Origin of the sequence: Enterobacter asburiae, assembly GCA_011754535.1 — a bacterium.
Classification (GTDB): domain Bacteria; phylum Pseudomonadota; class Gammaproteobacteria; order Enterobacterales; family Enterobacteriaceae; genus Enterobacter; species Enterobacter cloacae_N.
Genome location: JAAQVN010000001.1, coordinates 4,165,673 through 4,188,748, shown reverse-complemented (window position 1 = coordinate 4,188,748; position 23,076 = coordinate 4,165,673). Strand labels below are relative to the sequence as shown.

The following is a 23,076-nucleotide window of genomic DNA, read 5'->3' as shown; positions in this document are numbered from 1 at the left end:
GCCTGGTTGAGTATCAGGGAAAGGAGCGAAAGGCGGAAGCGTAAAATGCTGGATTTTACGTCTTGCATCATATTTTTTAACTGTTGAGTTACAAAAGTGTGTTCACCCTCTCCCTGTGGGAGAGGGTCGGGGTGAGGGCATCAGCCCGCACCGAACGTTTTACTCCACCTGCTGCTTCTTATCGTGCTGGCGGTTAACCCAGGTATTGATAAGCAGCGTCACCAGCAGAATGCCGAACACCACGCCAAGCGAGATAGCGATTGGGATGTGGTAGAAATCGACGATCAGCATCTTGATACCGATAAACACCAGGATCACCGACAGGCCGTACTTCAGCATCGAGAAGCGCTCCGCCGCGCCTGCCAGCAGGAAGTACATGGCACGCAGACCGAGGATCGCAAACAGGTTAGAGGTCAGCACGATGAACGGGTCGGTGGTCACCGCGAAGATTGCCGGGATGCTGTCTACGGCGAAAATCACGTCGCTCAGCTCGACCAGAATCAGTACCAGCAGCAGCGGGGTAGCAAACAGCAGGCCGTTCTTACGCACGAAGAAGTGCTCGCTCTCGATCTTGTCGGTCATGCGCAGATGGCCGCGGATCCACTTCACCAGCGGCTTATCGCCGATACCGGTATCGTCTTCTTTCGCCAGCGCCATTTTGACCCCGGTGAACAGCAGGAACGCGCCGAACACGTACAGCAGCCATTCGAACTGGGTAATCAGCCAGCTGCCGGCGAAGATCATGATGGTACGCAGGACAATGGCACCCAGCACGCCGTATACCAGCACGCGGCGCTGCAGGGCCGCAGGCACGGCAAAGTAGCTGAACAGCATCAGCCAGACGAAGACGTTATCAACCGCCAGGGCTTTTTCAATCAGATAGCCGGTGAGGAAGGCGAGCGCCTGAGGATCGGCCACCGCACGGCCTTCGGTCGAGGCCAGATACCACCAGAAGGCGGCGCAGAAAAGGAGTGAGAGGCTAACCCACACCAGCGACCAGACGGCGGCCTGCTTTACGCTCATGCCGTGCTCGCCGCGACGACCCTGCAAAAAGAGGTCGATCGCCAGCATGATGAGCACGACAACCGCGAATCCGCCCCACAGCATTGGAGTGCCGACAGAATGCATACTATTTTCCTTACACATAAAAAAACAAAAACGGCTATGGTCAGAAGACGATAGCCGTTAGCTTTTTATGCATAGACCTCGCCTCCCGGCAAGGTCTCACTTACAACCACGAAGGTTGCCCGGCGACCGGATGCGGTTTTGCACGCATCGTAATGACGATCCACCGGCGAAGAAGTTACTCCCCTTTGCAGGTAACAAAATATGTCAGACCATTTGTTTCGTCAATGGTCTGCGCCGTTTCATTACACACCTTTACGCGATAGCTTCCGCGCTCACGCCGTCTGCCGGGAACACTACGCCGGTCTGGCGGCGGATCTCCGTTTGCAGCTTCGCCGTGGTGCGGCTAACCGCGAGGCCAGGGTGATTCACTTCGTTGTCTCCCACCAGACGGGCGAAGACCTCTGCCTCATAGAGCATAGTGTTAATATGCTGAGGCTGCGTCAGCTCCTGCGCTTTCCCGCCGCGCGGCACAAAGCTCACCTTCTGGCATTCGGAGATTTTCTCGATGACCAGCGACCCGGCTTCGCCCTGAATTTCGCTCGGCAGCACGGAATCGCTCACCTTGGAGTGCTGCAGCGTGACGCTAAAATCGCCGTAGTCCAGCACCACTAAACCGTGCGCATCCACGCCGCTCTCCAGCAGGCTGGCGGTGGCCGTGACGCCGTGCGGCTCGCCCCACAGCGCGACCGCAGAGGCCAGGCAGTAAAAACCAATGTCCATGATGGAGCCGTTTGAGAAGGCCGGATTAAAGGTATTCGGGTTTTCGCCGTCGAGATAGCGCTGATAGCGCGACGAATACTGGCAGTAGTTGATAAAGGCTTTGCGCACTTTGCCAATTTTCGGCAGGGACTGCTGCAGCAGCAGGAAATTCGGCAGGCTTGCGGTTTTGAATGCTTCGAACAGCACCACCTGATTTTCGCGGGCAAGCGCAATGGCCGCTTCCACTTCCTCAATATTCGAGGCCAGCGGCTTCTCGCAGATCACATGCTTTTTATGGCTGAGAAACAGCGCCGTTTGCGGGAAGTGCAGGGAGTTCGGGCTGGCGATATAGACCGCGTCAATGGCGTCGCTTTGCGCCATCTCATCAAGGGAGGTAAAGAGATGTTCGACGAGGTAGTCGTTAGCAAAACTCTGCGCCTGCTCAAGGCTGCGGGAGTAAACTGCGGTGAGTTTAAGTTTGCCGGTTTCGTGGGCGGCGTCGACGAACTGGCGCGTGATCCAGTTCGTACCAATGACTGCGAAACGTATCATAAACGTTTACGTACTCCGTAGCGGGGAACCTTAAGCCACTTTAGCACGGGATTATTGCAAAACCAGTGCGCTATTCCGCATTACCATTTAACGATAAATGCGTAAGCCACAAACGGGTGTCAAACTCCAGCTGATGGTACTGCGGCTCCATGTGGCAGCACAGGGAATAGAACGCTTTGTCGTGCTCTTTCTCTTTCAGATGCGCCAGCTCATGGACCACGATCATCCGCAGAAAGGCTTCCGGCGCGTTACGGAAAACCGTCGCGACGCGGATTTCGGCCTTCGCCTTCAGCTTGCCGCCCTGCACGCGGGAAATCGCAGTGTGCAGGCCGAGCGCGTTTTTTAGCACGTGGATCTTGTTGTCGTACATCACCTTGTTGATCGGCGGCGCGCTCTTCAGATACCGGTTTTTCAGATCCTGCGTATACTGCCAGAGGGCCTTATCGGTCGCGAAATCGTGCGTGCCGGGATAGCATTTTTCCAGTACCGCGCCGAGCTTTTGCTCGGCAATCAGGGTGCGAACCTGAGAAAGTAAATGCTCCGGGTAGCCCTGGAGATAAGTTAGTTGGTTCATCAACGCCCCAAATCGACAATAAAACGGGTATACTCACGCACCCTTTTCAGGGATACGCCAAATTTTACCATTCAGGAGGGCCGATGAGCCACTTAGACAACGGTTTCCGTTCACTCAACCTTAAACGTTTCCCGGAAACGGACGACGTTAACCCGCTTCAGGCGTGGGAAGCGGCGGATGAATATCTGCTGCAGCAGTTGGATGAGACTGAAATCCGCGGCCCGGTTTTGATCCTGAATGACGCGTTTGGCGCGCTCGGCTGCGCCCTGGCGGAGCACACGCCTTACAGCATCGGCGATTCCTACTTAAGCGAGCTGGCAACGCGTGAAAACCTGCGCCATAACGACCTCGACGAGTCCAGCGTGAAGTTCCTCGACAGCACCGCGGACTACCCGCAGGCACCGGGTGTGGTACTGATTAAAGTGCCAAAAACCATGGCGCTGCTGGAGCAGCAGCTGCGCGCGCTGCGTAAGGTCGTGACGCCGGAAACCCGCATCATCGCGGGTGCCAAAGCGCGCGATATTCACACCTCGACGCTGGAGCTGTTCGAGAAGGTCCTTGGCCCAACCACCACGACGCTGGCCTGGAAAAAAGCGCGCCTGATCAACTGTACGTTCAGCGCGCCGGAGCTGGCCGACGCGCCGGAGACCCTGAGCTGGAAGCTGGAAGGGACCGACTGGACCATCCACAACCATGCGAACGTTTTCTCCCGCACCGGTCTGGATATTGGGGCGCGTTTCTTTATGGAGCACCTGCCAGAAAACCTGGAAGGGGAAATCGTCGATCTGGGCTGCGGCAACGGCGTAATTGGCCTGACGCTGCTGGCGAAAAACCCGGAAGCCAGCGTGGTGTTCAGCGACGAGTCGCCGATGGCGGTGGCCTCCAGCCGTCTGAACGTGGAAACCAACATGCCGGAAGCGGTGGATCGCTGCGAGTTTATGATCAACAACGCGCTGTCTGGCGTAGAGCCTTTCCGCTTTAATGCGGTGTTCTGCAACCCGCCGTTCCACCAGAAGCATGCCCTGACGGATAACGTCGCGTGGGAGATGTTCCACCACGCGCGCCGCTGCCTGAAAATCAACGGCGAGCTGTACATCGTGGCGAACCGCCACCTGGACTACTTCCACAAGCTGAAGAAGATTTTCGGCAACTGTGTCACCATTGCCACCAATAACAAATTCGTGGTGCTGAAGTCGGTGAAGCTGGGACGTCGTCGGTAAGATTGGGTATGTGCGGCCTGATGCCCTCACCCCAACCCTCTCCCACAGGGAGAGGGAGCAAACACTAAAAACGGCAACGGGGTTGCCGTTTTGCTTTTACCCTGGCCGCCCGACAATGCTCTAGATCTCCAGAGCTAATTTCGTCCCCTGCGCAATGGCCCGCCGCGCATCCAGCTCCATCGCCACGTCGCACCCGCCGATCAAATGCACCGTTTTACCCGCCTCGCGCAGCGGATCGGCCAGATCCCGCTTTGGCTCCTGCCCGGCGCACAAAATGACATGATCCACGCGCAGCAGCTGCGGCTCGCCGCCGATCGTGACGTGCAGACCCTCGTCGTCGATCTTCTGGTAGCTCACCGCCGGGATCATTTTCACCCCGCGCGAGAGCAGGGTGGCGCGGTGGATCCAGCCCGTGGTTTTGCCCAGCCCTTCGCCCGGCTTGCTGGCCTTACGCTGGAGCATTACGATCTGGCGCGGGCTTTTCGGCAGCTGCGGCCCTTCCGGGCGTAATCCGCCGGACTGGCTCAGGCTGGTATCAATGCCCCATTCTACGCAAAACTCGGCAATGTTCTGGCTGGTGGCCTCGCCCGGCTGGCTTAAATACATGGCGGTATCAAAGCCGATCCCGCCGCAGCCGATAATCGCCACCTTCTCGCCAACCGGCGTTTTGTCTCGCAATACATCCAGATAGCTCAATACTTTCGGATGATTGATACCTTCGATCGCAGGCGTTCGCGGCACGATCCCGCTCGCCAGGATCACCTCGTCGAAACCGATCAGATCCGCCGCATTTACAAACTGGTTAAGCCGCAGCTCGACGCCTGTCAGCTCAATCATCCGGCGGTAGTAGCGCAGCGTTTCATAGAACTCTTCTTTGCCGGGGATCTGTTTGGCGATATTAAACTGACCGCCAATCTCCGCCAGCGCATCAAACAGCGTCACGCTGTGCCCGCGCGAGGCGGCGTTCACCGCAAACGCCAGCCCTGCGGGGCCAGCGCCCACGACGGCCAGGCGTTTTTTATTGACCGCCGGAACCACCGGCATTTTGGTTTCATGACAGGCGCGCGGGTTAACCAGACAGGAGGTGACCTTCCCGACGAAGATCTGATCCAGACAGGCCTGGTTACAGCCGATGCAGGTGTTGATCTCATCCGCCCGGCCGCTTTGCGCTTTAGACAGCAGTTCGGCATCGGCAAGGAACGGCCGCGCCATCGACACCATATCGGCGTCGCCGCGTGAGATCACATCGTTCGCTACCTGCGGGTCGTTAATGCGGTTAGTGGTGACCAGCGGAACGGACACTTTGCCTTTCAGCTTCCGCGTCACCCAGCTGAACGCCGCGCGCGGCACCGGCGTGGCGATGGTCGGGATGCGCGCCTCATGCCAGCCGATGCCTGTGTTGATAATCGTGGCACCTGCTGCTTCAATCGCCTGCGCCAGCTGCACGGTTTCGTCGAACGTGCCGCCGCCCTCTACCAGGTCGAGCATCGACAGGCGGAAGATGATAATAAAGTCTGCGCCCGCGCGTTCGCGCACCGCGCGCACCACCTCCACGGCAAAGCGCATCCGGCGGGCATAGTCGCCGCCCCATTCGTCGTCGCGCTGGTTGGTGCGGGCGGCGAGGAACTCGTTGATCAGGTAGCCTTCCGAGCCCATCACCTCAACGCCGTCGTAGCCCGCCTCGCGCGCCAGCGCCGCGCAGCGGGCGAAGTCGTCGATCAGCGCCAGGATCTCATCGTGGGTCAGGGCGTGAGGTTTAAAACGGTTAATCGGTGCCTGAAGAGCCGACGGCGCGACCAGGTTCGGCTGATAGCTGTAGCGTCCGGTGTGCAGGATTTGCAGGGCGACTTTACCGCCCTCGCGGTGTACCGCGTCGGTCACAATGCGGTGGTGCGGCAGCTGTGACGCATCGTTCAGGACCGCGCCGCCCTCCATGCCCACGCCGGAAGGCGCAGGGGCTACGCCGCCGGTGACAATCAGCGCCACCCCGTGGCGGGCGCGCTCGGCATAGAAGGCTGCCAGACGCTCGGCCCCGTCCGGATGCTCCTCCAGCCCGGTGTGCATCGACCCCATCAACACGCGGTTTTTGAGTGTGGTGAACCCCAGATCGAGAGGGGCGAATAACGACGGGTAGCGGCTCATAGTCTCTTCCAGTGTAAAATTATTGTTATGTGGTCGGATGAGTTACTAATTTAGCCAGCGGGGAGTAAAAGGGAAAAGGGGAATGCGGTGATTGTGATGGGATTCAAATAATGCCCCTCACCCTAACCCTCTCCCCGGAGGGGAGAGGGGACTGTCCGGTGCGGTCTTAAAGAATCAGCTCGCTCTGGTTTTTTCCCTCTCCCCTTTGGGGAGAGGGGCAGGGTGAGGGGTGTGGGTTTTTACTAACCCCGGAGCCTGCCACATCGACGTCGTCAGCCCGCTGTCCACCAGCCCAAGCTGGTCCGCGTACACCGCCTGCCATTTCTGCATCATGCCGTCGTACAGCTCGCGGTGCTGCGGGTTTGGCGTGAACTCGCGGCTCCACTTCACCAGCCGTTCGCCCGTCGAGGCCATATCCGCAAACAGCCCCGCGCCAGCCCCTGCCGCTATCGCGCAGCCGAGCGCCGTCGCCTCTTTCACTTCCGGCACGCGCACCGGCAGCCCGGTGACGTCGCTTAAGATCTGGCTCCACAGGGCGCCTTTGGAACCGCCGCCTGCAAACACCAGGCTCTCAAATGTCACGCCGGAGAAGCGAGAGATCTGCGCCAGGTTGCAGGCCGAGACGATCGCTGCATTCTCTTCCAGGGCACGGAACAGCGTCGCTTTGTTGCACTTTTCCGGGTCGATGGAGAGGTTGATAAACGACGGCGCGGCGTGGTACCACTGCTTGAAATGCATCGCGTCGGAGAAGATCGGCATCACCCCGTGGGAGCCTGCCGGTACGCGGCTCGCCATCTCTTCCAGCAGGGAATAGGTGTCCATCCCCATCCGCTCGGCAATCAGCTTCTCCTCGGCGCAGAAGGCGTCGCGGAACCAGCGCATGGTCAGCCCGGTAAAGAAGCTGATCGACTCCGCCTGCGCCATGCCGGGAATCACGTGCGGGTTCACGCGGATGTTCATCTCGGGGTCGGTGCGCACCTGCGGCAGGTTCACCACCTGCTGCCAGAAGGTGCCGCCCAGCACCGCCGTTTGTCCGGCGCGGACTACGCCCAGCCCCAGACAGCCCAGCTGCACGTCGCCGCCGCCCATCACCACCGGGGTGCCCTCGCGCAGGCCGCTCTGCTGCGCGGCCTCTCTGGTGACAGCGCCCAGCACGGTGCCGGTCTCTTTCACCGGGGAGAGGATATCGGCGCGCAGGCCGGCCATGTCGAGCAGAGCCGGACGCCAGTCGCGGGAGAAGAGATCCAGCATGCCCGTCGTGCCCGCGTTAGACGGGTCGACCGCCAGCTCGCCGGAGAGCTTCGCCGCCAGCCAGTCGCTGATCATGGTGATAGTCGCGGCCTTGCGATAAATATCCGGACGGTGGTGCGCCAGCCACAGCAGGCGCGGCATGGCGCTCAGCGCCAGCGTTTGCCCTGAGACGTCATACACTTCGGATTCAAAACGGTAATCGTGGATCTCTTTGAGTTCGGCCACCTCGCGGCTGGCGCGGGCGTCGACGTTGGCGCAGGCCCAGATGGCCTCGCCGTTGCGGTCGTACAGCACGATCCCTTCGCGCATCGAGCAGCAGGCGACGGACTGAATGTCCGCCGCGCTCAGGCGCGCACGCTCCAGCGCCTGATGAATGCACCGGCAGGCCAGCTGCCAGTTGGTTTCGAGGTCGAACTCCATCGACCCCGGCACGTTCTCCACGCTCAGGTGCTTCCACTCGGCCTGGCCGACGGCAATCTGGTTGCCCTGTAAATCGAAAATCACGGCGCGAACGCTGCCTGTCCCTGCATCTAACGCTAAAAGGTAACTCATGAGCTTGCCTCGTTGTTAGCGCAGGGCAACCCCGTTACGTCAGGGCCTGCACCGCGCGGGCTGTCGTCTCCTCCGTCACCAGGCCATTGATACGGCGACCCTTCAGTGCGGCATAAATCGCATCGGCTTTCTCTTCCCCTCCGGCCACGCCAACGATGGTGGGCAGCTGCGCCAGTTCATCGAGCGTGACGCCCAGTAATTCTTTATGGATCTCCAGCTCCTCGACGCATTCTCCCTCGGCATTGAGGAAATAGCCGAGAATGTCGCCGACCGCGCCTTTGCGGGCGTACATCAGCTGTTCACCTTCGCTGATATAGCCGGAGCGCAGTATGGTGGCGTCACGGCGCTGGTTCACCGAACCAATGCCGACCACCGCCACGTCGGCGGCGGTGGCGGCGAGGATCACGTCCCGCACGCTGGTCTCGCGTTTTAAGATCCCGGCCACCTCGGCGGATGACACGCGAAGCGGGGCGGGGATCATGCTGACGCTGCAGGCCGCGTCCAGCTGGCCGATGCCGGTCATATACGGCCCGACGCCGCCGGAGAGCGTCACCAGGCGGATCTGCTGCGAGCTGATAAAGCCGCTCAGGTGCTGCAGGCTGCTCATGGTGGTTTCACCAAACCCCACCGCCAGCAGCTGGCCGGGCTCCAGCACGCCCATCAGGGACTGCGCCGCGCCTATGCCCAGCCGCACGTTCATCGGCGGCGTATTCAGGGCGGGCATCACGCGCACCAGCTTCAGGCCAAAGCGCTGCTGTAGCTCGGTTTCCAGCGCCAGGCAGCCCTCGTAGCGGGAGTTGATCTGCACGCGGATCACCCCGGACTGACGACCCTTCTCCAGCAGGCGAGAAATCTTCAGGCGCGGCAGCCCGAGCCGCTCGCCGATATCGTTCTGGGTTAATCCGTCGTGGTAGTAGCACCAGGCCACGCGCGCCACGAGTTCCTCTTCCGCCAGTGCCAGCCCGGCAAACCGTCCTTCTTCCGCAGTGCGTTTATCGCTCATAGTTGAACTCTTATAAAAATTTAGATCATATGTTCGTGATGGCGCGGAGGGAAAGTGTGAGCCACGCGACAAAACGGATCATTTCGATCGTTTCTGGTTTATCTGTATCTCAATCGATAAAACTGTGATCCCTGCACGGTTGTAAATATAGTTCACCGTCTACGCTTTTGAACATTATTAAATCTAAAAATCATTTGTTCAATAGCGGAGCGATGATGACCTCACTTCTCGACGCGCGGAATATCAGCAAACAGTTCTCAGGCGTGCCGGTTCTTAAAGGCATTGATTTCACGCTGTTTGCGGGCCAGGTGCACGCCCTGATGGGCGGAAACGGCGCGGGAAAATCGACACTGATGAAGATCATCGCCGGGGTCGAGACGCCGGACAGCGGTGAACTTTCTGTCGAGGGGCAGTCATATGCGCGGCTCACGCCCGTACAGGCGCACAGGTTAGGCATTTATCTGGTGCCGCAGGAGCCGCTGCTGTTCCCCAACCTGACGGTGCGGGAAAACATCCTGTTCCGCCTGCCGCGTGAGCGCGATCTGGAAAAGCGGCTGGCGGAGAAACTCCAGCAGCTGCAGTGCCAGCTTAACCTTGATGCCGCCGCCAGCACCCTGGAGGTGGCGGATCAGCAGATGGTGGAGATCCTGCGCGGGCTGATGCGCAACGCGAGGATCCTGATCCTCGACGAACCTACGGCCTCCCTCACACCCGGCGAAACCGAACGGCTGTTTCGCCAGATCCGCGCCCTGCAGGATCTTGGTGTCGGGATCGTCTTTATCTCGCACAAGCTGCCGGAAATTCGCATGCTTTCGAGCCACGTCTCGGTGATGCGCGACGGTGCGGTGGTGCTGAGCGGCGAAACCGCGCAGTTTGACGATGGCGCCCTGATCGCCGCCATGACGCCGGTCAGCCGGGAGAAATCTCTCAGCGATACGCAAAAGCTGTGGCTGGCGCTGCCGGGCAACCGCCGCACCCAGCCGCAGGATTTCCCGGTACTGCGGGTGGACGATCTCACCGGAGAAGGGTTTATCGATCTTAGCCTTGAGATCTACGCCGGGGAGATCGTCGGCCTGGCCGGGCTGGTGGGATCCGGGCGCACCGAGTTTGCGGAAACGCTCTACGGCCTGCGGCCCGTGCGCGGGGGCCGCGTCTGGCTGGAGAATCAGGACATTACAGGCGAGCCGGTAAGTTCACGTCTGGACAAAGGGCTGGTCTACCTGCCGGAAGACAGGCAGGTGTCCGGCCTGTTCCTCGACGCGCCGATCCGCTGGAACACGGTGGCGCTGAACGAGCCGTCTCTCTGGCAGCAGCGCAAGCGGGAGTCGGCGGTGGTGGAGCGCTACCACCGGGCGCTGGGGATCAAGCTCAACCATGCGGATCAAACCGTGCGCACGCTCTCTGGCGGCAACCAGCAGAAGGTACTGCTGGCGCGCTGCCTGGAGGCCAACCCTTTACTGCTGATCGTCGATGAACCGACGCGCGGCGTGGACGTCTCGGCGCGCGCTGACATCTACCAGCTCATTAAAAGCGTGGCGGCGCAGAACGTGGCGGTGCTGATGATCTCAAGCGATCTCGACGAGTTTCCCGGCCTCGCGGATCGCGTGCTGGTGATGCATCAGGGGGTACTCAGCGGCGAGCTGCCGCGCCACGCCGTCAGTCTCGACAAGATGATGACGCTGGCGTTTGGAGGGCAATCATGAAGACCTTACTCAAAAACCGCGAGCTGAGCACGTTTCTCGCCATTCTGGCGCTGTTCGCCGTGCTGGTGGCGCTGAACCCGTCCTATCTGAGTTTACAGACGCTGGGGATGATCTTCGCCAGCTCGCAGATCCTGATCCTGCTGGCCATCGGCGCGGCGCTGGTGATGCTGACCCGCAATATCGACGTGTCCGTCGGCTCCATCGTCGGGCTGTCCGCCATTGCCGTCGGCGTGGCGCTGAATAGCGGCTACAGCCTGCCGGTTTCCATTCTTTTCGCGCTGTCTATTGGGGCGCTGGCCGGGGCGTTCAACGGGTTCCTGGTAGTGGGGCTGCGCATCCCGGCGATTGTCGCCACCCTCGGCACGCTGGGGCTGTACCGCGGGGCGATGCTGCTCTGGACCGGCGGAAAGTGGATTGAAGGGCTGCCGCCGGGGCTGAAATCCCTCTCTGAGCCAGCCGCCATCGGCATTTCGCCGCTCGGCATGCTGGTATTGATCGTCGCGGCCACAGGCGCGTGGACGCTGTCGCGTACCGCGTTCGGGCGTGATTTTTACGCGGTGGGGGATAACCTCGCCGCCGCGCGCCAGCTGGGCGTGGCGGTGAACCGCACCCGCATCATTGCCTTTACCCTGAACGGCATGCTGGCGGCCTGCGCCGGGATCGTCTTTGCCGCGCAGATTGGCTTTGTACCCAACCAGACCGGCAGCGGGCTGGAGATGAAGGCCATCGCCGCCTGCGTGCTCGGGGGTATTTCGCTGCTGGGCGGCACGGGCACGCTGGTTGGCGCGCTGCTCGGGGCCTTCTTCCTGACCCAAATCGACACCGTGCTGGTGCTGTTCAGGCTCCCGGCGTGGTGGAACGACTTTATCGCCGGGCTGGTGCTGCTGGGCGTGCTGGTGCTCGACGGGCGCCTGCGCCAGGCGCTGGCGCGTCATCAGCGGGCGCTGAAGTACGGTCGCTTCCAGCCGGGTAACAAAGGGGGAAAGCATGTCACCCCGTTTCCCAAACGCAAAAAAGAGGTGGCGTAAATGAGGCTTAACTGGGAAAGCGCGCTGCTGATTTTACTGGTGCTGGAGATCCTGCTCTTTGGCGCCATCAACCCGCGCATGCTCGACGTCAACATGCTGCTGTTCAGCACCAGCGACTTTATCTGCATCGGCATCGTGGCGCTGCCGCTCACGCTTGTGATCATCAGCGGCGGGATCGACATCTCCCTCGGCTCGACCATCGGCCTGTGCGCCATCGCGCTGGGCGTGATGATGCAGGCGGGGTGGCCGATGGCGGTCGCTGTTCCGCTGACGCTGCTGCTCGGCCTGCTGTGCGGATTATTTAATGCCGCGCTTATTCACTACACCGGCATCAGCCCGCTGGTTATCACCCTCGGCACGCTCTACCTCTACGGCGGCGGCGCGCTGCTGCTCTCCGGCATGGCGGGAGCTACAGGCTATGAGGGCATCGGCGGCTTCCCGGACAGCTTCACGGCGTTCGCTAACCTCACGGTGCTGGGTCTGCCGATCCCGCTGGTGCTGTTCGCGGTGATTACCGCCTTCTTCTGGCTGATTACCCACCGCGGGCGCTTTGGCCGACATCTGTTTTTAATCGGTCAGAACTCGCGCGCGGCGCGCTATGCGGCGCTGTCGGTGAACGGCATGCCCTACGCGCTGTACGGTCTGGTGGGCGTGGCCTCGGCGATTGCCGCGCTGGTGATGGTCTCCTATTTCGGCTCCGCGCGTTCGGATCTGGGGCGCGATTTGCTCATGCCCGCGCTGACCGCCGCCGTGCTCGGCGGGGCCAATATCTACGGCGGTTCAGGTTCGGTTGTCGGTACGGCGCTGGCGGCGCTGCTGGTGGGCTACCTGCAGCAGGGGTTACAGATGGTCGGCATCCCAAACCAGGTGTCGAGCGCGCTGTCAGGGGCGCTGCTGGTTGTGGTGGTGATGGGACGTTCGCTGAGTCTGCACCGCGAGTGGGTGCGTTCTCTCTTCAGAAAACTATCCGGAGCGTAAGATGAAAACAAAACTGTTTGTCCTGGCAATGGCCCTCAGCTTCGCCTCGGCGCAGGCGGCGGACCGCATTGCCTTTATCCCGAAGCTGGTAGGCGTGGGCTTCTTCACCAGCGGCGGCAACGGCGCAAAAGAGGCGGGGAAAGACCTCGGCGTGGACGTGACCTACGACGGCCCAACCGAGCCGAGCGTCTCCGGCCAGGTGCAGCTCATCAATAACTTCGTTAACCAGGGCTATAACGCCATTATCGTCTCCGCCGTGTCGCCGGACGGCCTCTGTCCGGCACTCAAGCGCGCGATGCAGCGCGGCGTCAAGGTCCTGACCTGGGATTCCGACACTAAGCCGGAGTGCCGCAGCATCTACATCAATCAGGGGACGCCGGAGCAGCTTGGCGGCCTGCTGGTGGAGATGGCGGGCAAGCAGGTCACCAAACCGAACGCTAAAGTGGCGTTCTTCTACTCAAGCCCCACCGTTACCGACCAGAACCAGTGGGTGAAAGAGGCGAAAGCCAAAATCGAGAAAGATCACCCGCAGTGGCAGATCGTCACCACCCAGTTTGGCTATAACGACGCCACCAAATCCCTGCAAACCGCCGAAGGGATCTTAAAAGCGTATCCGGATCTGGATGCGATCATTGCCCCGGACGCCAACGCGCTGCCGGCAGCGGCACAGGCGGCGGAAAACCTGAAGCGCGAAGGGGTGGCGATTGTCGGCTTCAGCACGCCGAACGTGATGCGCCCGTACGTTGAGCGCGGCACGGTGAAGGCCTTCGGCCTGTGGGACGTGGTACAACAGGGCAAAATTGCGGTCAATGTCGCCGATCGCCTGCTGAAAAAAGGCGATCTTAACGTCGGCGACAGCGTGGACGTAAAAGATATCGGCGCGCTGAAGGTCGAGCCGAACAGCGTGCAGGGCTACCAGTATGAGGCGAAGGGCAACGGCATTGTGCTGCTGCCGGAGCGCGTGGTGTTCACTAAAGAGAACATCAATAAATACGATTTCTGACGGGGGAGCAAATGGCTGATTTAGACGACATCAAAGACGGCAAGGATTTTGGCATCGGCACGCCTCAGCAGAATGTACCGTTCACGCTGAAAGGCTGCGGCTCGCTGGACTGGGGCATGCAGTCCAGGCTTTCGCGCATCTTCAACCCGCAGAGCAACCGCACAGTGATGCTGGCCTTTGACCACGGCTACTTTCAGGGGCCGACCACTGGCCTTGAGCGTATCGATCTCTCCATCGCGCCGCTGTTTGGTGAAACCGACGTGCTGATGTGCACCCGCGGAATCCTGAGAAGCCAGGTGCCCGCCGCGACGAACAAACCGGTGGTGCTGCGCGCCTCCGGGGGTAATTCGATTCTGGGCGAGCTGTCGAACGAGTGCGTGGCGGTGGCGATGGAGGATGCCCTGCGCCTGAACGTCTGCGCCGTGGCGGCACAGGTGTACATCGGCAGCGAGTTTGAGCATCAGTCGATCAACAATATCATCAAGCTGGTAGACGCGGGCGCGCGCTACGGCATGCCGACGCTGGCGGTGACGGGCGTGGGCAAAGAGATGGCGCGTGACGCGCGCTATTTCTCGCTCGCCAGCCGCATCGCCGCCGAAATGGGGGCGCAGTTCGTCAAAACCTACTACGTGGACGAGGGCTTTGAAAAAGTGACCGCCAGTTGCCCGGTGCCGATCGTCATCGCCGGGGGCAAAAAGCTGCCGGAGCACGAGGCGCTGGAGATGTGCTGGCGGGCGATCGACCAGGGCGCGTCCGGCGTGGACATGGGACGCAATATCTTCCAGTCCAGCGCGCCGCTTGCCATGCTGAAGGCGGTGAAGAAAGTGGTTCACGAGAGCTGGAACGCCCGTGACGCGTTCCAGTTCTGGCAGGAAGAGAAACAGGGAGAAGCGAAATGAACGTGACGTTAGTGGAGATCAACATCAAACCCGAGCGCGTGGACGAGTTTCTGGAGGTGTTTCGCGCCAACCACGAGGGGGCAATCAGGGAGCCGGGGAACCTGCGCTTTGACGTCTTGCAGGATCCAAGGGTGAAAACCCGGTTCTTTATCTACGAAGCCTATAAAGACGAAGAGGCGGTGCTGGCGCACAAGCAAACGCCGCACTATCTGGCATGCGTGGATAAGCTTGAGGAGCTGATGTCGGAGCCGCGCAAAAAACGCAGTTTTGTGGGGCTGTTGCCGCAGTAGCGGTCATGCCGGGTAAGCGCAAGCGCCACCCGGCGTTGTTCAGGCCAGCTTCAGCTCCGCAAGAATCGCAGCAAGCGCTTCGCGCGGCTCACCCTGAATAGCCTGAAGCGGGAAGGGGAGCGCGGGTGTTTCAACTTTCCCCAGCATTTCTGCCGCTGCTGCCACCACCCGTAAGCTGCCGTAACGACGGAACAATTCCCACAGCGGCTCCAGCCGCTCGGATTGCGCCGCCTCTTTCGAACGCGCAATCGCCAGCGCTGTTTGCGGAAACAACCCGCCGATGACCGAATACCAGACGTCAAACCCGGCCTGCAGGGCAGATGCTGCCCGCCAGTCGCCGGCAATGCCCAGCGTGACGGTATCAGGAAGACGAGCGCGTACCTGCGACAGCTCCTCCGGCACGCGGCCAAGCTTAATGGAGCCCACATTCGGCAGGGCCGCGGTAGCAAATAACAATTCATCGCTAAACGCAAAACCGGTCGTGGCGGGATTATCGTAAATACACAGCGGTACGGAGAGCTGGCGAGTCACCGTTTCATAGAGATTAAACGCTTCATCTTCCGTTAATCGCTGGTACGACACGGGTGCCATCAGCACGCCAGATGCACCTGCCGCTTGCGCGTCGTCAGCCAGACGCAGAATATCGTCCAGCCTAAGTGCGCCGATGCTGACGATGACCGGAACGTCACCAGCATGCTCCACCGCGCAGCGCGTGATTCGGCCGCGCTCTTCAACGGTCAGATAGGCATAACTTCCCGTTGAGCCCAAAATGCCCAGTGAGTCCACGCCTGCGTCGACCACGGGGCGCAGAAGATTGATGAAGGATTGCTCGTCAAACATCCCATTTTTCAGGGGCGTTAACGGAAACGCGCTTAATCCGTGAAACATCGTGTTGTCCTCTTACAGCGTCAGCAGCTGGACCTGAGCCGTGGCTCCCGGCATCAGCTGCTGCAGGTTGTTGACCAGCTCCTCTCCTGCCTCTTCCAGTGCCGCAAGCGGCATCGACGGCAGGCTTTCAAGAATAAACCACATGGATTGCGCCTGGCTGTCCAGACGCGTCCGTATCCCCTGGCGCCAGTTCCAGCGGCGGCAGGTGACGCCGAGGTCGTCGCGCCAGATAACCTCACCCGGTTCCGGGTGTTCCACCACCGGCAGTCCCTCTTTGAAGGTATCAAACGGCTCGCTGCCGTCGGCCAGCGTCAGACGGGGCGCACCCGAGTACGCCGCGAGATTTTCCCCACCCACCGGAATGGCATAGCGAATGCTCACCGCGTTATAGATATCCACGACCGGATCCAGCGACGGCAGCGAACCGTCTTTCAGTACCCGCTTGCGCAGGGCAGAGGCCGAACAGGGCGTGCGTTTCGGCTTCGCACCGAAGGCTTTGAACACCTCATCCCAGCCTGAAAGGTGTGCATCAGCCCATGGAACATCATCATTCAACACCTGCCGGCAGGCCTGCGCCAGCGCGGCGGGCGCAACCTCCGGGTGGATAATCGGCGCAGCTTCAACCAGAATGCTCAGTGCCCGAAAGCCCGGGGCAATCCCGGCAAGACGTGAGTCTATTGACGGCGTAACGAGAGACATAAATAATCCTGTATTGACTGTTTTATACCATGGTAGTGACCAATGACTGATAAAGTCAATATAATGACTGCGCAGGGTGCCGATGTTGCCCAGGTAAGCCTGGCCGTGGCGAACCGCATCCGCAACTGGCGGAAAGAGAAAAAGCTGTCGCTGGACGAGCTGTCCCGCCGGGCCAGCGTCAGCAAAGGGATGCTGGTGGAGATCGAAAAGGGCGCAGCCAACCCTAGCATCGCCATCCTGTGCAAGCTGGCCGCCGCGCTCGGCATCTCCGTGGCGGATATCGTCAACGTCTCCAGCGAGCCGCTGGTGCACGTTATCGAAGAAGCGGCGATTCCGGTGCTGTGGCAGGGCGAACAGGGCGGTTACGCCAGGCTGCTGGCAGGCACTGCGGGCCCGGATATGATTGAGTTATGGCAGTGGGAGATGCATCCGGGGGAGTATTTCACCTCGACAGGGCATCCGTCGGGAACCTTTGAGCTGTTGCACGTGAACGAAGGCGTGTTGACACTGACGGTGGACGAGACGGTGACGCAGGTTAATGCAGGCGCATCGGCGGTGGCGAAAACCGAAGCCGCGCACGGCTATGCGAATGAGGGAAAAAACGTGCTGCGCTTTACCATGACGGTGGCGGAGTTCCACCGTTAAAAAAGCCGGGCCTACAGAAAACAAAACGTAGGCCCGGCATTTTTTACGCCTCTTCCACGCTCACCCGCAGCGCTGCCAGCGCTTTACGCGCCGCTTTCAGCACCTGCTCACACTGCTCAATGGTCAGCGTCAGCGGTGGTTCAATGCGGATGGTTTTCGAGTTGTTGAGCGTGCCGGCCACCAGCACCCGCTGGCGGAACATCTCGCTCGCGAAGCTGTAGCCGATTTCGTTGTCGACAAACTCAATCGCCATCAGCATTCCTTTGCCGCGTGCCTCCTGCACCAGGTCCGGGTACTCACGCCCCAGCTGGCGGAAGCCGTCCAGCAGCATGTCGCCTTTCTGCTCCGCCTGCGCGGGCAGGTTTTGCTCAAGCAGCACGTTGATGGTGGCCAGCGCCGCCGCGCAGGCCAGCGGGTTGCCGCCAAAGGTGGTGGTATGCAGGAACGGATTGTCGAACAGCACCGAGAACACCTCTTCCGTTGCAACCGTTGCTCCTATTGGCATCACGCCGCCGCCGAGCGCTTTCGCCAGACACAGAATGTCCGGCTGAACGTTTTCATGCTCGCAGGCAAACATCCTGCCGGTGCGTCCCATCCCGGTCTGCACTTCGTCGAGGATCAGCAGCGCGCCAAACTCATCGCACAGCTGACGCACGGCGGGCAGATAGCCCTGCGGAGGGAGGATTACACCCCCTTCACCCTGAATCGGCTCCAGGATCACCGCCGCCACGTCATCGCCGGTTTTACGGCATTCGCTCAGCACGGTGCGCATGGCGTTGATGTCGCCAAACGGCACGTGGCGAAAGCCCGGCAGCAGCGGCATAAACGGCTTGCGGAAGGTGGATTTCGCGGTCGCCGACAGTGCGCCCAGGGATTTACCGTGGAACGCGCCGCTGGTGGCGATAAAGGTGAATTTCCCGCGCGGCGACTGGTACGCTTTGGCGAGCTTAATCGCCGCTTCGACCGATTCCGTGCCGCTGTTGCTGAAGAAGCTGTACTTCAGTTTGCCGGGGGTTAAGGCCGCCAGCGTTTTCGCGAGCATGGCGCGAAGCGGGTCGAGCAGTTCCTGGCTATGGAGAGGTTGTTTCGCAAGTTGATTCTGTACGGCGGAAACCACTACTGGATTACGGTGCCCCACGTTGAAGATACCGAAACCACCCAGGCAATCTATGAACTCCTGTCCCTGGGTGTCGACAAGCGTATTAAGACTTCCCGCTTGCCACTCTACGGCTCCGTAATCCCCGCCGGCGGTAACAGATTTGCGATACTCCAGAAAACCAGGATTGACGTGCTCTTTAAAGTAATCGATGACCTCTCGGTTAAGTTGTTTCATCTCCTCATGATCGAGCGTTCGCTTCTCAATGAGATTCAGTGCGTGCGCGGTACAGGCAAGAGCCGAGGCGCTGGAAGGTAACCTGTTCAAAATGTGCTCCCGGGGATCGCGTATCACATGATACTGGTTTAAGTATTGCAGGGATTACGCCACTTCAGATGACTTAACGAAAATCGGGATAAACGCCAGGTTAAAATATTGTTGCACAATATTTAATCATGCCAATACAACCGAAACGGGATTTCGCGGAACACGGCAACATACGTTGTGAGGGGCAGAAAAGGGCAATTGCACTAAAGGAGTGCATTGCTTGCGGCTTAAGTGGGCGTTAACAGGTCATGTTTTGTAGGTAATTTCTTTGTGAAAGTATTTGAAATCAATGAATTATAAAATCTCACAAAAAGTGCGGTTTAAGTGAAATCTGCGATCTCCATCAACTTTAACAACTAAAGATAAATTGTTTACCGCCGAAAAAACAATAAACCACAAAATTAACATTCGAATAACCTGCAAGGAATGCCCATCATGTCTTCTCCCTCCTTTGTCACCCAGAATAATTATCCTCTGGACGACGACACCACCTTAATGTCTACCACAGACGTCCACAGCTACATTACCCACGCCAACGACACCTTTGTGCAGGTGAGCGGCTACCAGCTTGATGAGCTGACGGGCCAGCCGCACAATATGGTGCGCCACCCCGATATGCCAAAAGCCGCGTTTGCCGATATGTGGTACACGCTGCAGCAGGGCGAGCCGTGGAGCGGGATTGTCAAAAACCGACGCAAAAACGGTGACCACTACTGGGTGCGTGCGAATGCGGTGCCGATGGTACGCCGCGGGCAGGTGACGGGCTATATGTCGATCCGCACCAAAGCCACGGAGGAAGAGATTGCCGCCGTGGAGCCGCTCTACCGGGCGCTGAATAACGGGAGCTGTAAAAAACGTATTCACAAAGGGCTGGTGGTGCGTAAGGGCTGGCGGGGTAAACTTCCTGCAATGCCGCTGCGCTGGCGGGTACGCAGCGTGATGGCGGTACTCTTTGCCGCGCTTGCCGCTACCCTGCTGTCAGCCTCCGCAGGCTGGGCACCGCTCGCAGCGGCTGCCGTGGTAATGCTGCTGGGTACGCTGCTGTTTGAGCAGCAGATTGTCCGCCCGATCGAGAACGTGGCGCGTCAGGCGCTGAAGGTGGCGACCGGCGAGCGTAACAGCGTGCAGCATCTGAACCGCAGCGACGAGCTGGGGCTGACCCTTCGCGCGGTAGGACAGCTGGGGCTGATGTGCCGCTGGCTCATCAATGACGTCTCAAGCCAGGTGATGAGCGTCCGTGACGGCAGCGACAGGCTGGCGCAGGGGAATGAAGCGCTGAACGATCGTACACGTCAGACCGTGGCGAACGTGCAGCAGACCGTCGCAACGATGAACCAGATGGCCGCTTCCGTTCAGAGCAACTCTGAAACCGCCGCTGAGGTGGATAAACTCTCCGTGGCTGCGAGCAGCGCGGCGACGGAGGGCGGAAACGCGATGCAGACCGTCGTCAAAACCATGGACGACATCGCCGACAGCACGCAGCGAATTGGCTCGATTACCACCCTGATTAACGATATCGCTTTCCAGACCAATATCCTGGCGCTGAACGCGGCCGTTGAAGCGGCAAGGGCCGGCGAGCAGGGAAAAGGCTTTGCCGTAGTCGCGGGGGAAGTCCGCCATCTCGCCAGCCGCAGCGCTAATGCGGCTAACGATATCCGTAAGCTGATTGATGCCAGCGCCAGCAGGGTGCAGTCCGGCTCTGAGCAGGTGCACGCCGCAGGCCGCACGATGGATGACATTGTCGAGCAGGTGAAAAACGTGACGCAGCTTATCGCGCAGATCAGCCACTCGACGTCCGAGCAGGCCACCGGACTGTCAGAATTAACCCGTGCGGTGGCGGAGCTGGACAGCATCACGCAGAAAAATGCCGACCTGGTCGAGGAGAGCGCGCACATTTCTGCCATGGTGAAACACCGCGCCGGGCGTCTTAAGGATGCGGTAACGGTGCTCCATTGAGCCAGTAGTGTTCCGGAAAAGCCGTTTATACCGTAAGGAATAAACGGCTTTTTTATTTCTGCTTGTGACTATTAATATGTTTTATTGTTAATCAGATATTAAATAACTAAAGAAAGTGCCTCAGTTATTTATTCCTGCCTAAGTCAGTTTTCCGTGATGCTATTTTGTAAAACCCTGTTCTGGTGGTCTGGTAACGATCGATGAGGCTGTATTAATAGCCTCTACCTATCCATTGTGATGGTTATGAAATAAAAAAACGATCAAAGTCATAAAGTTAGCGGATTCGTTACCGATAACAGCGATCGTCTGAGAAATAATCACATCGATGGAGAAAATATGTTCTTACATGACGTAAAGATCGGCACGAAATTATTTCTGGCGTTTGGATTCTTTATTGTCCTGATGGTAGTTAGCGCCAGTATGTCCTTACTGAGTCTGAACCGGGCTAACAACGGGATGCAATCCATCATTACCCATGATTATCCGACCACGGTAAAAGCGAACCAGTTAATCGACAACTTCCAGGAATTTATTAGCACTCAGCAGCTCATGTTACTGGATGATAAGGGAACGTACACGGCGCAGTCGCAGCAGCATCTTAAAACGATCAGCGAACATATTACGTTGATTCTGGGTGAGCTAAACAGCGTGTTGCAGGATCCGAAATCACAGCAGGTCCTTGCCGAGATCCGCGACGTTCGTCAGCAGTATCTGGACTCGCGCTATCGCATTTTGCAGGCGGTGCAGAACAACGATCGCGCGGCTGCAATCCAGGAGATGATGACCCGCACCCTCACCGTGCAGCAGGCCTATAAAGCCAAAGTGCAGGAGCTGATTGCGATTCAGAACCATGAGATGCAGAGCGCAGGGAAGCAGGTGGAAGGTGACTTTAAATCCAACCGGCTACTGCTGATCCTGATCACCCTGTTTAGCGTTGCGGCGGGCAGCCTGATTGGCTGGTTTATCGTGCGCGCTATTACTCGTCCGCTCGGCGAGGCGGTGAAGTTTGCCAATGCCATTTCAGAGGGCGACCTGACGGGCAGCATCACGCCGCACGGCAAGGACGAAACGGGCCTGTTGCTGCACGCGCTGATGGAGATGAAAAACCGCCTGCTGGACATTGTGCAGCAGGTGCAAACCGGTTCGGAGAATATCTCCAGCGCGGCCGCGCAGATTGTCGCCGGGAACCAGGATCTGGCCGCGCGCACCGAAGAGCAGGCCAGCTCCGTTGAACAGACCGCCGCCTCGATGGAGCAGATCACCGCGACGGTGAAAAACACCGCCTCGCACACCGGCGAAGCGACCAACCTCTCGGCAGATGCCGCCACGGTGGTCAAAAACAACGGGGAGATGATGAAGCAGGTGACCAGCAAAATGCGCCTGATTAACGAGACGTCGAACCGGATGTCCGACATTATCGACCTGATCGACGCCATTGCCTTCCAGACCAACATTCTGGCGCTGAACGCGGCGGTGGAAGCGGCGCGTGCCGGCGAGCACGGCCGCGGTTTTGCGGTGGTGGCCGGCGAGGTGCGCCAGCTTGCCCAGAAGAGCGCGTCGTCAGCCAGTGAAATCCGCGAGCTGATCGAGAGCTCCACCAGCCAGACCCAGGACGGGATGAACCTGGTGGAAAAAGCGAGCGCTCTGATCAACGGGATGGTCGGCAACGTGGAGGAGATGGACGTGATCCTGCGCGAGATCCGCCAGGCCAGCCACGAGCAGACGGAAGGGATCTCGCAGATCAACAGCGCGATTGGCCTGATTGATGCCACCACCCAGCAGAACTCTGCGCTGGTGGAGGAGTCCGTCGCGGCGGCGGCATCCCTTAACGAGCAGGCGATGCACCTGAAAGAGCTGGTACGCGTCTTCCGCGTGAGCGAGCACGCGCCGGCTTAATCCAGCTGGGAGATCTCCAGCGCCGCGCGGTCGATTACGCCGATAATCTGCTTGAGCTGCGCGTCGCTGAGCTCTCCCTGATTTACCTTCAGATCTAACACCGCTTTAAAGTTATCCAGCGCCCGCTTCATCTGCGGGTTTTTGCGCAGCTGAAAGCCGACGCTGCGCGCTTTAATACGCACCTGGATCTGTTCCAGCTGTTCCCGGTTTTCGTCCAGCCAGCGTTGTCCTTCAGCGGTAATCGCAATCTTCTTACGACCGCTTTCTTCTTCCGTGATGGTGATAAAGGTCTGATCCTGAAGATAATCCAGGGTTGGATAGATCACCCCAGGGCTCGGAGTGTAGTTCCCCTGCGTCAGATTCTCGATCTCTTTGATCAGCTCATAGCCGTGGCTCGCGCTGCGGGTCAGGATGTCCAGGATCACCAGCCGCAGGTCGCCGTGGCCGAAAAAGCGCGGTCGGCGTCCGCCGCCATCGTGTTCGTGTCGCATAGTAGTCTCTTCAATTTGATATATCTAAAATATATCTAAGATATATTCAGATGCAA

The 23,076-nt window shown here is 59.4% G+C and carries 20 protein-coding genes; 10 read left to right on the top strand and 10 right to left on the bottom strand.

The features are described 5' to 3' along the window. Window positions 1–159: 159 nt before the first annotated feature. From HBM95_19825 to HBM95_19815, 3 genes are all read right to left on the bottom strand, one after another. Window positions 160–1,128, bottom strand: coding sequence for a TerC family protein (locus HBM95_19825; GenBank protein ID NIH45158.1), 969 nt, complete (start codon window positions 1,126–1,128; stop codon window positions 160–162). Between the two features lie 252 nt (window positions 1,129–1,380). Next, entirely contained in the window at window positions 1,381–2,379 is a 999-nt protein-coding gene (locus HBM95_19820) for a Gfo/Idh/MocA family oxidoreductase (GenBank protein NIH45157.1), read from the bottom strand. Between the two features lie 70 nt (window positions 2,380–2,449). Continuing rightward, entirely contained in the window at window positions 2,450–2,953 is a 504-nt protein-coding gene (locus HBM95_19815; protein ID NIH45156.1) for a M48 family metallopeptidase, read from the bottom strand. A gap of 83 nt (window positions 2,954–3,036) precedes the next feature. On the opposite strand from HBM95_19815, the gene rlmG reads away from it, so the two are divergent. Beyond that, on the top strand, window positions 3,037–4,173 hold the full coding sequence (rlmG, locus tag HBM95_19810) for a 23S rRNA (guanine(1835)-N(2))-methyltransferase RlmG (protein NIH45155.1): 1,137 nt from the start codon (window positions 3,037–3,039) through the stop codon (window positions 4,171–4,173). 120 nt (window positions 4,174–4,293) lie between these two features. Here the strand turns inward: rlmG and HBM95_19805 are convergent, their stop codons facing one another. The 3 genes from HBM95_19805 to lsrR all read right to left on the bottom strand — a co-directional run bounded on the left by HBM95_19805 (window position 4,294) and on the right by lsrR (window position 9,121). Then, a complete protein-coding gene (locus tag HBM95_19805) occupies window positions 4,294–6,315 on the bottom strand; it encodes an NADPH-dependent 2,4-dienoyl-CoA reductase (GenBank protein ID NIH45154.1) in 2,022 nt (673 codons plus the stop codon). A 174-nt stretch (window positions 6,316–6,489) separates the two neighbouring features. Then, complete coding sequence (gene lsrK, locus HBM95_19800) at window positions 6,490–8,118, bottom strand: autoinducer-2 kinase (GenBank protein ID NIH45153.1); 1,629 nt, start codon at window positions 8,116–8,118, stop codon at window positions 6,490–6,492. A gap of 34 nt (window positions 8,119–8,152) precedes the next feature. After that, the gene (gene lsrR / locus HBM95_19795; GenBank protein NIH45152.1) at window positions 8,153–9,121 is read right to left on the bottom strand and encodes a transcriptional regulator LsrR; all 969 of its coding nucleotides are present in this window, start codon (window positions 9,119–9,121) and stop codon (window positions 8,153–8,155) included. A 215-nt stretch (window positions 9,122–9,336) separates the two neighbouring features. On the opposite strand from lsrR, the gene lsrA reads away from it, so the two are divergent. From lsrA to lsrG, 6 genes are read left to right on the top strand one after another with little or no spacing between them, the layout of a single operon-like run. Next, window positions 9,337–10,824, top strand: coding sequence for an autoinducer 2 ABC transporter ATP-binding protein LsrA (gene lsrA, locus HBM95_19790; protein ID NIH45151.1), 1,488 nt, complete (start codon window positions 9,337–9,339; stop codon window positions 10,822–10,824). Continuing rightward, on the top strand, window positions 10,821–11,852 hold the full coding sequence (gene lsrC, locus HBM95_19785) for an autoinducer 2 ABC transporter permease LsrC (GenBank protein NIH45150.1): 1,032 nt from the start codon (window positions 10,821–10,823) through the stop codon (window positions 11,850–11,852). The genes lsrA and lsrC overlap by 4 nt, the downstream gene beginning before the upstream one ends. Beyond that, on the top strand, window positions 11,853–12,830 hold the full coding sequence (locus HBM95_19780; protein NIH45149.1) for an autoinducer 2 import system permease LsrD: 978 nt from the start codon (window positions 11,853–11,855) through the stop codon (window positions 12,828–12,830). 1 nt (window position 12,831) lies between these two features. Then, window positions 12,832–13,833, top strand: a complete 1,002-nt coding sequence (gene lsrB / locus HBM95_19775) for an autoinducer 2 ABC transporter substrate-binding protein LsrB (GenBank protein NIH45148.1) — start codon at window positions 12,832–12,834, stop codon at window positions 13,831–13,833. Between the two features lie 11 nt (window positions 13,834–13,844). Continuing rightward, window positions 13,845–14,732, top strand: a complete 888-nt coding sequence (gene lsrF, locus HBM95_19770; protein ID NIH45147.1) for a 3-hydroxy-5-phosphonooxypentane-2,4-dione thiolase — start codon at window positions 13,845–13,847, stop codon at window positions 14,730–14,732. Next, entirely contained in the window at window positions 14,729–15,022 is a 294-nt protein-coding gene (gene lsrG / locus HBM95_19765) for a (4S)-4-hydroxy-5-phosphonooxypentane-2,3-dione isomerase (protein NIH45146.1), read from the top strand. Before lsrF ends, lsrG begins: the two co-directional genes overlap by 4 nt. Window positions 15,023–15,061: 39 nt before the next feature. Here the strand turns inward: lsrG and HBM95_19760 are convergent, their stop codons facing one another. Continuing rightward, the gene (locus HBM95_19760; GenBank protein ID NIH45145.1) at window positions 15,062–15,910 is read right to left on the bottom strand and encodes a dihydrodipicolinate synthase family protein; all 849 of its coding nucleotides are present in this window, start codon (window positions 15,908–15,910) and stop codon (window positions 15,062–15,064) included. Between the two features lie 12 nt (window positions 15,911–15,922). Further along, complete coding sequence (locus HBM95_19755; protein ID NIH45144.1) at window positions 15,923–16,609, bottom strand: B3/4 domain-containing protein; 687 nt, start codon at window positions 16,607–16,609, stop codon at window positions 15,923–15,925. Between the two features lie 42 nt (window positions 16,610–16,651). Between HBM95_19755 and HBM95_19750 the strand changes: the two genes are divergently transcribed. After that, complete coding sequence (locus HBM95_19750) at window positions 16,652–17,254, top strand: helix-turn-helix domain-containing protein (GenBank protein NIH45143.1); 603 nt, start codon at window positions 16,652–16,654, stop codon at window positions 17,252–17,254. Window positions 17,255–17,297: 43 nt separating this feature from the next. Here HBM95_19750 and ygjG read toward each other — a convergent pair whose 3' ends face one another. Then, complete coding sequence (gene ygjG / locus HBM95_19745) at window positions 17,298–18,704, bottom strand: putrescine aminotransferase (protein NIH45142.1); 1,407 nt, start codon at window positions 18,702–18,704, stop codon at window positions 17,298–17,300. Window positions 18,705–19,112: 408 nt separating this feature from the next. Between ygjG and HBM95_19740 the strand changes: the two genes are divergently transcribed. Both HBM95_19740 and HBM95_19735 read left to right on the top strand, forming a co-directional pair. Beyond that, window positions 19,113–20,633: a PAS domain-containing protein gene (locus HBM95_19740; protein NIH45141.1), complete on the top strand. Its 1,521-nt coding sequence runs from the start codon at window positions 19,113–19,115 to the stop codon at window positions 20,631–20,633. A 336-nt stretch (window positions 20,634–20,969) separates the two neighbouring features. Beyond that, on the top strand, window positions 20,970–22,529 hold the full coding sequence (locus HBM95_19735; protein NIH45140.1) for a HAMP domain-containing protein: 1,560 nt from the start codon (window positions 20,970–20,972) through the stop codon (window positions 22,527–22,529). On the opposite strand, the gene HBM95_19730 is transcribed toward HBM95_19735, so the two are convergent. Continuing rightward, the gene (locus tag HBM95_19730; GenBank protein NIH45139.1) at window positions 22,526–23,020 is read right to left on the bottom strand and encodes a PadR family transcriptional regulator; all 495 of its coding nucleotides are present in this window, start codon (window positions 23,018–23,020) and stop codon (window positions 22,526–22,528) included. The genes HBM95_19735 and HBM95_19730 overlap by 4 nt on opposite strands. Window positions 23,021–23,076: the final 56 nt, after the last annotated feature.

Coding starts and splice junctions, on each gene's coding strand:
- lsrF (NIH45147.1), top strand. CDS start 13,845: ATGGCTGATTTAGACGACATCAAAGACGGCAAGGATTTTGGCATCGGC.
- HBM95_19780 (NIH45149.1), top strand. CDS start 11,853: ATGAGGCTTAACTGGGAAAGCGCGCTGCTGATTTTACTGGTGCTGGAG.
- lsrA (NIH45151.1), top strand. CDS start 9,337: ATGACCTCACTTCTCGACGCGCGGAATATCAGCAAACAGTTCTCAGGC.
- lsrK (NIH45153.1), bottom strand. CDS start 8,118: ATGAGTTACCTTTTAGCGTTAGATGCAGGGACAGGCAGCGTTCGCGCC.
- HBM95_19735 (NIH45140.1), top strand. CDS start 20,970: ATGTTCTTACATGACGTAAAGATCGGCACGAAATTATTTCTGGCGTTT.
- HBM95_19750 (NIH45143.1), top strand. CDS start 16,652: ATGACTGATAAAGTCAATATAATGACTGCGCAGGGTGCCGATGTTGCC.
- lsrB (NIH45148.1), top strand. CDS start 12,832: ATGAAAACAAAACTGTTTGTCCTGGCAATGGCCCTCAGCTTCGCCTCG.
- lsrC (NIH45150.1), top strand. CDS start 10,821: ATGAAGACCTTACTCAAAAACCGCGAGCTGAGCACGTTTCTCGCCATT.
- lsrR (NIH45152.1), bottom strand. CDS start 9,121: ATGAGCGATAAACGCACTGCGGAAGAAGGACGGTTTGCCGGGCTGGCA.
- HBM95_19825 (NIH45158.1), bottom strand. CDS start 1,128: ATGCATTCTGTCGGCACTCCAATGCTGTGGGGCGGATTCGCGGTTGTC.
- HBM95_19740 (NIH45141.1), top strand. CDS start 19,113: ATGTCTTCTCCCTCCTTTGTCACCCAGAATAATTATCCTCTGGACGAC.
- rlmG (NIH45155.1), top strand. CDS start 3,037: ATGAGCCACTTAGACAACGGTTTCCGTTCACTCAACCTTAAACGTTTC.
- HBM95_19760 (NIH45145.1), bottom strand. CDS start 15,910: ATGTTTCACGGATTAAGCGCGTTTCCGTTAACGCCCCTGAAAAATGGG.
- HBM95_19730 (NIH45139.1), bottom strand. CDS start 23,020: ATGCGACACGAACACGATGGCGGCGGACGCCGACCGCGCTTTTTCGGC.
- lsrG (NIH45146.1), top strand. CDS start 14,729: ATGAACGTGACGTTAGTGGAGATCAACATCAAACCCGAGCGCGTGGAC.
- HBM95_19815 (NIH45156.1), bottom strand. CDS start 2,953: ATGAACCAACTAACTTATCTCCAGGGCTACCCGGAGCATTTACTTTCT.
- HBM95_19820 (NIH45157.1), bottom strand. CDS start 2,379: ATGATACGTTTCGCAGTCATTGGTACGAACTGGATCACGCGCCAGTTC.
- HBM95_19805 (NIH45154.1), bottom strand. CDS start 6,315: ATGAGCCGCTACCCGTCGTTATTCGCCCCTCTCGATCTGGGGTTCACC.
- HBM95_19755 (NIH45144.1), bottom strand. CDS start 16,609: ATGTCTCTCGTTACGCCGTCAATAGACTCACGTCTTGCCGGGATTGCC.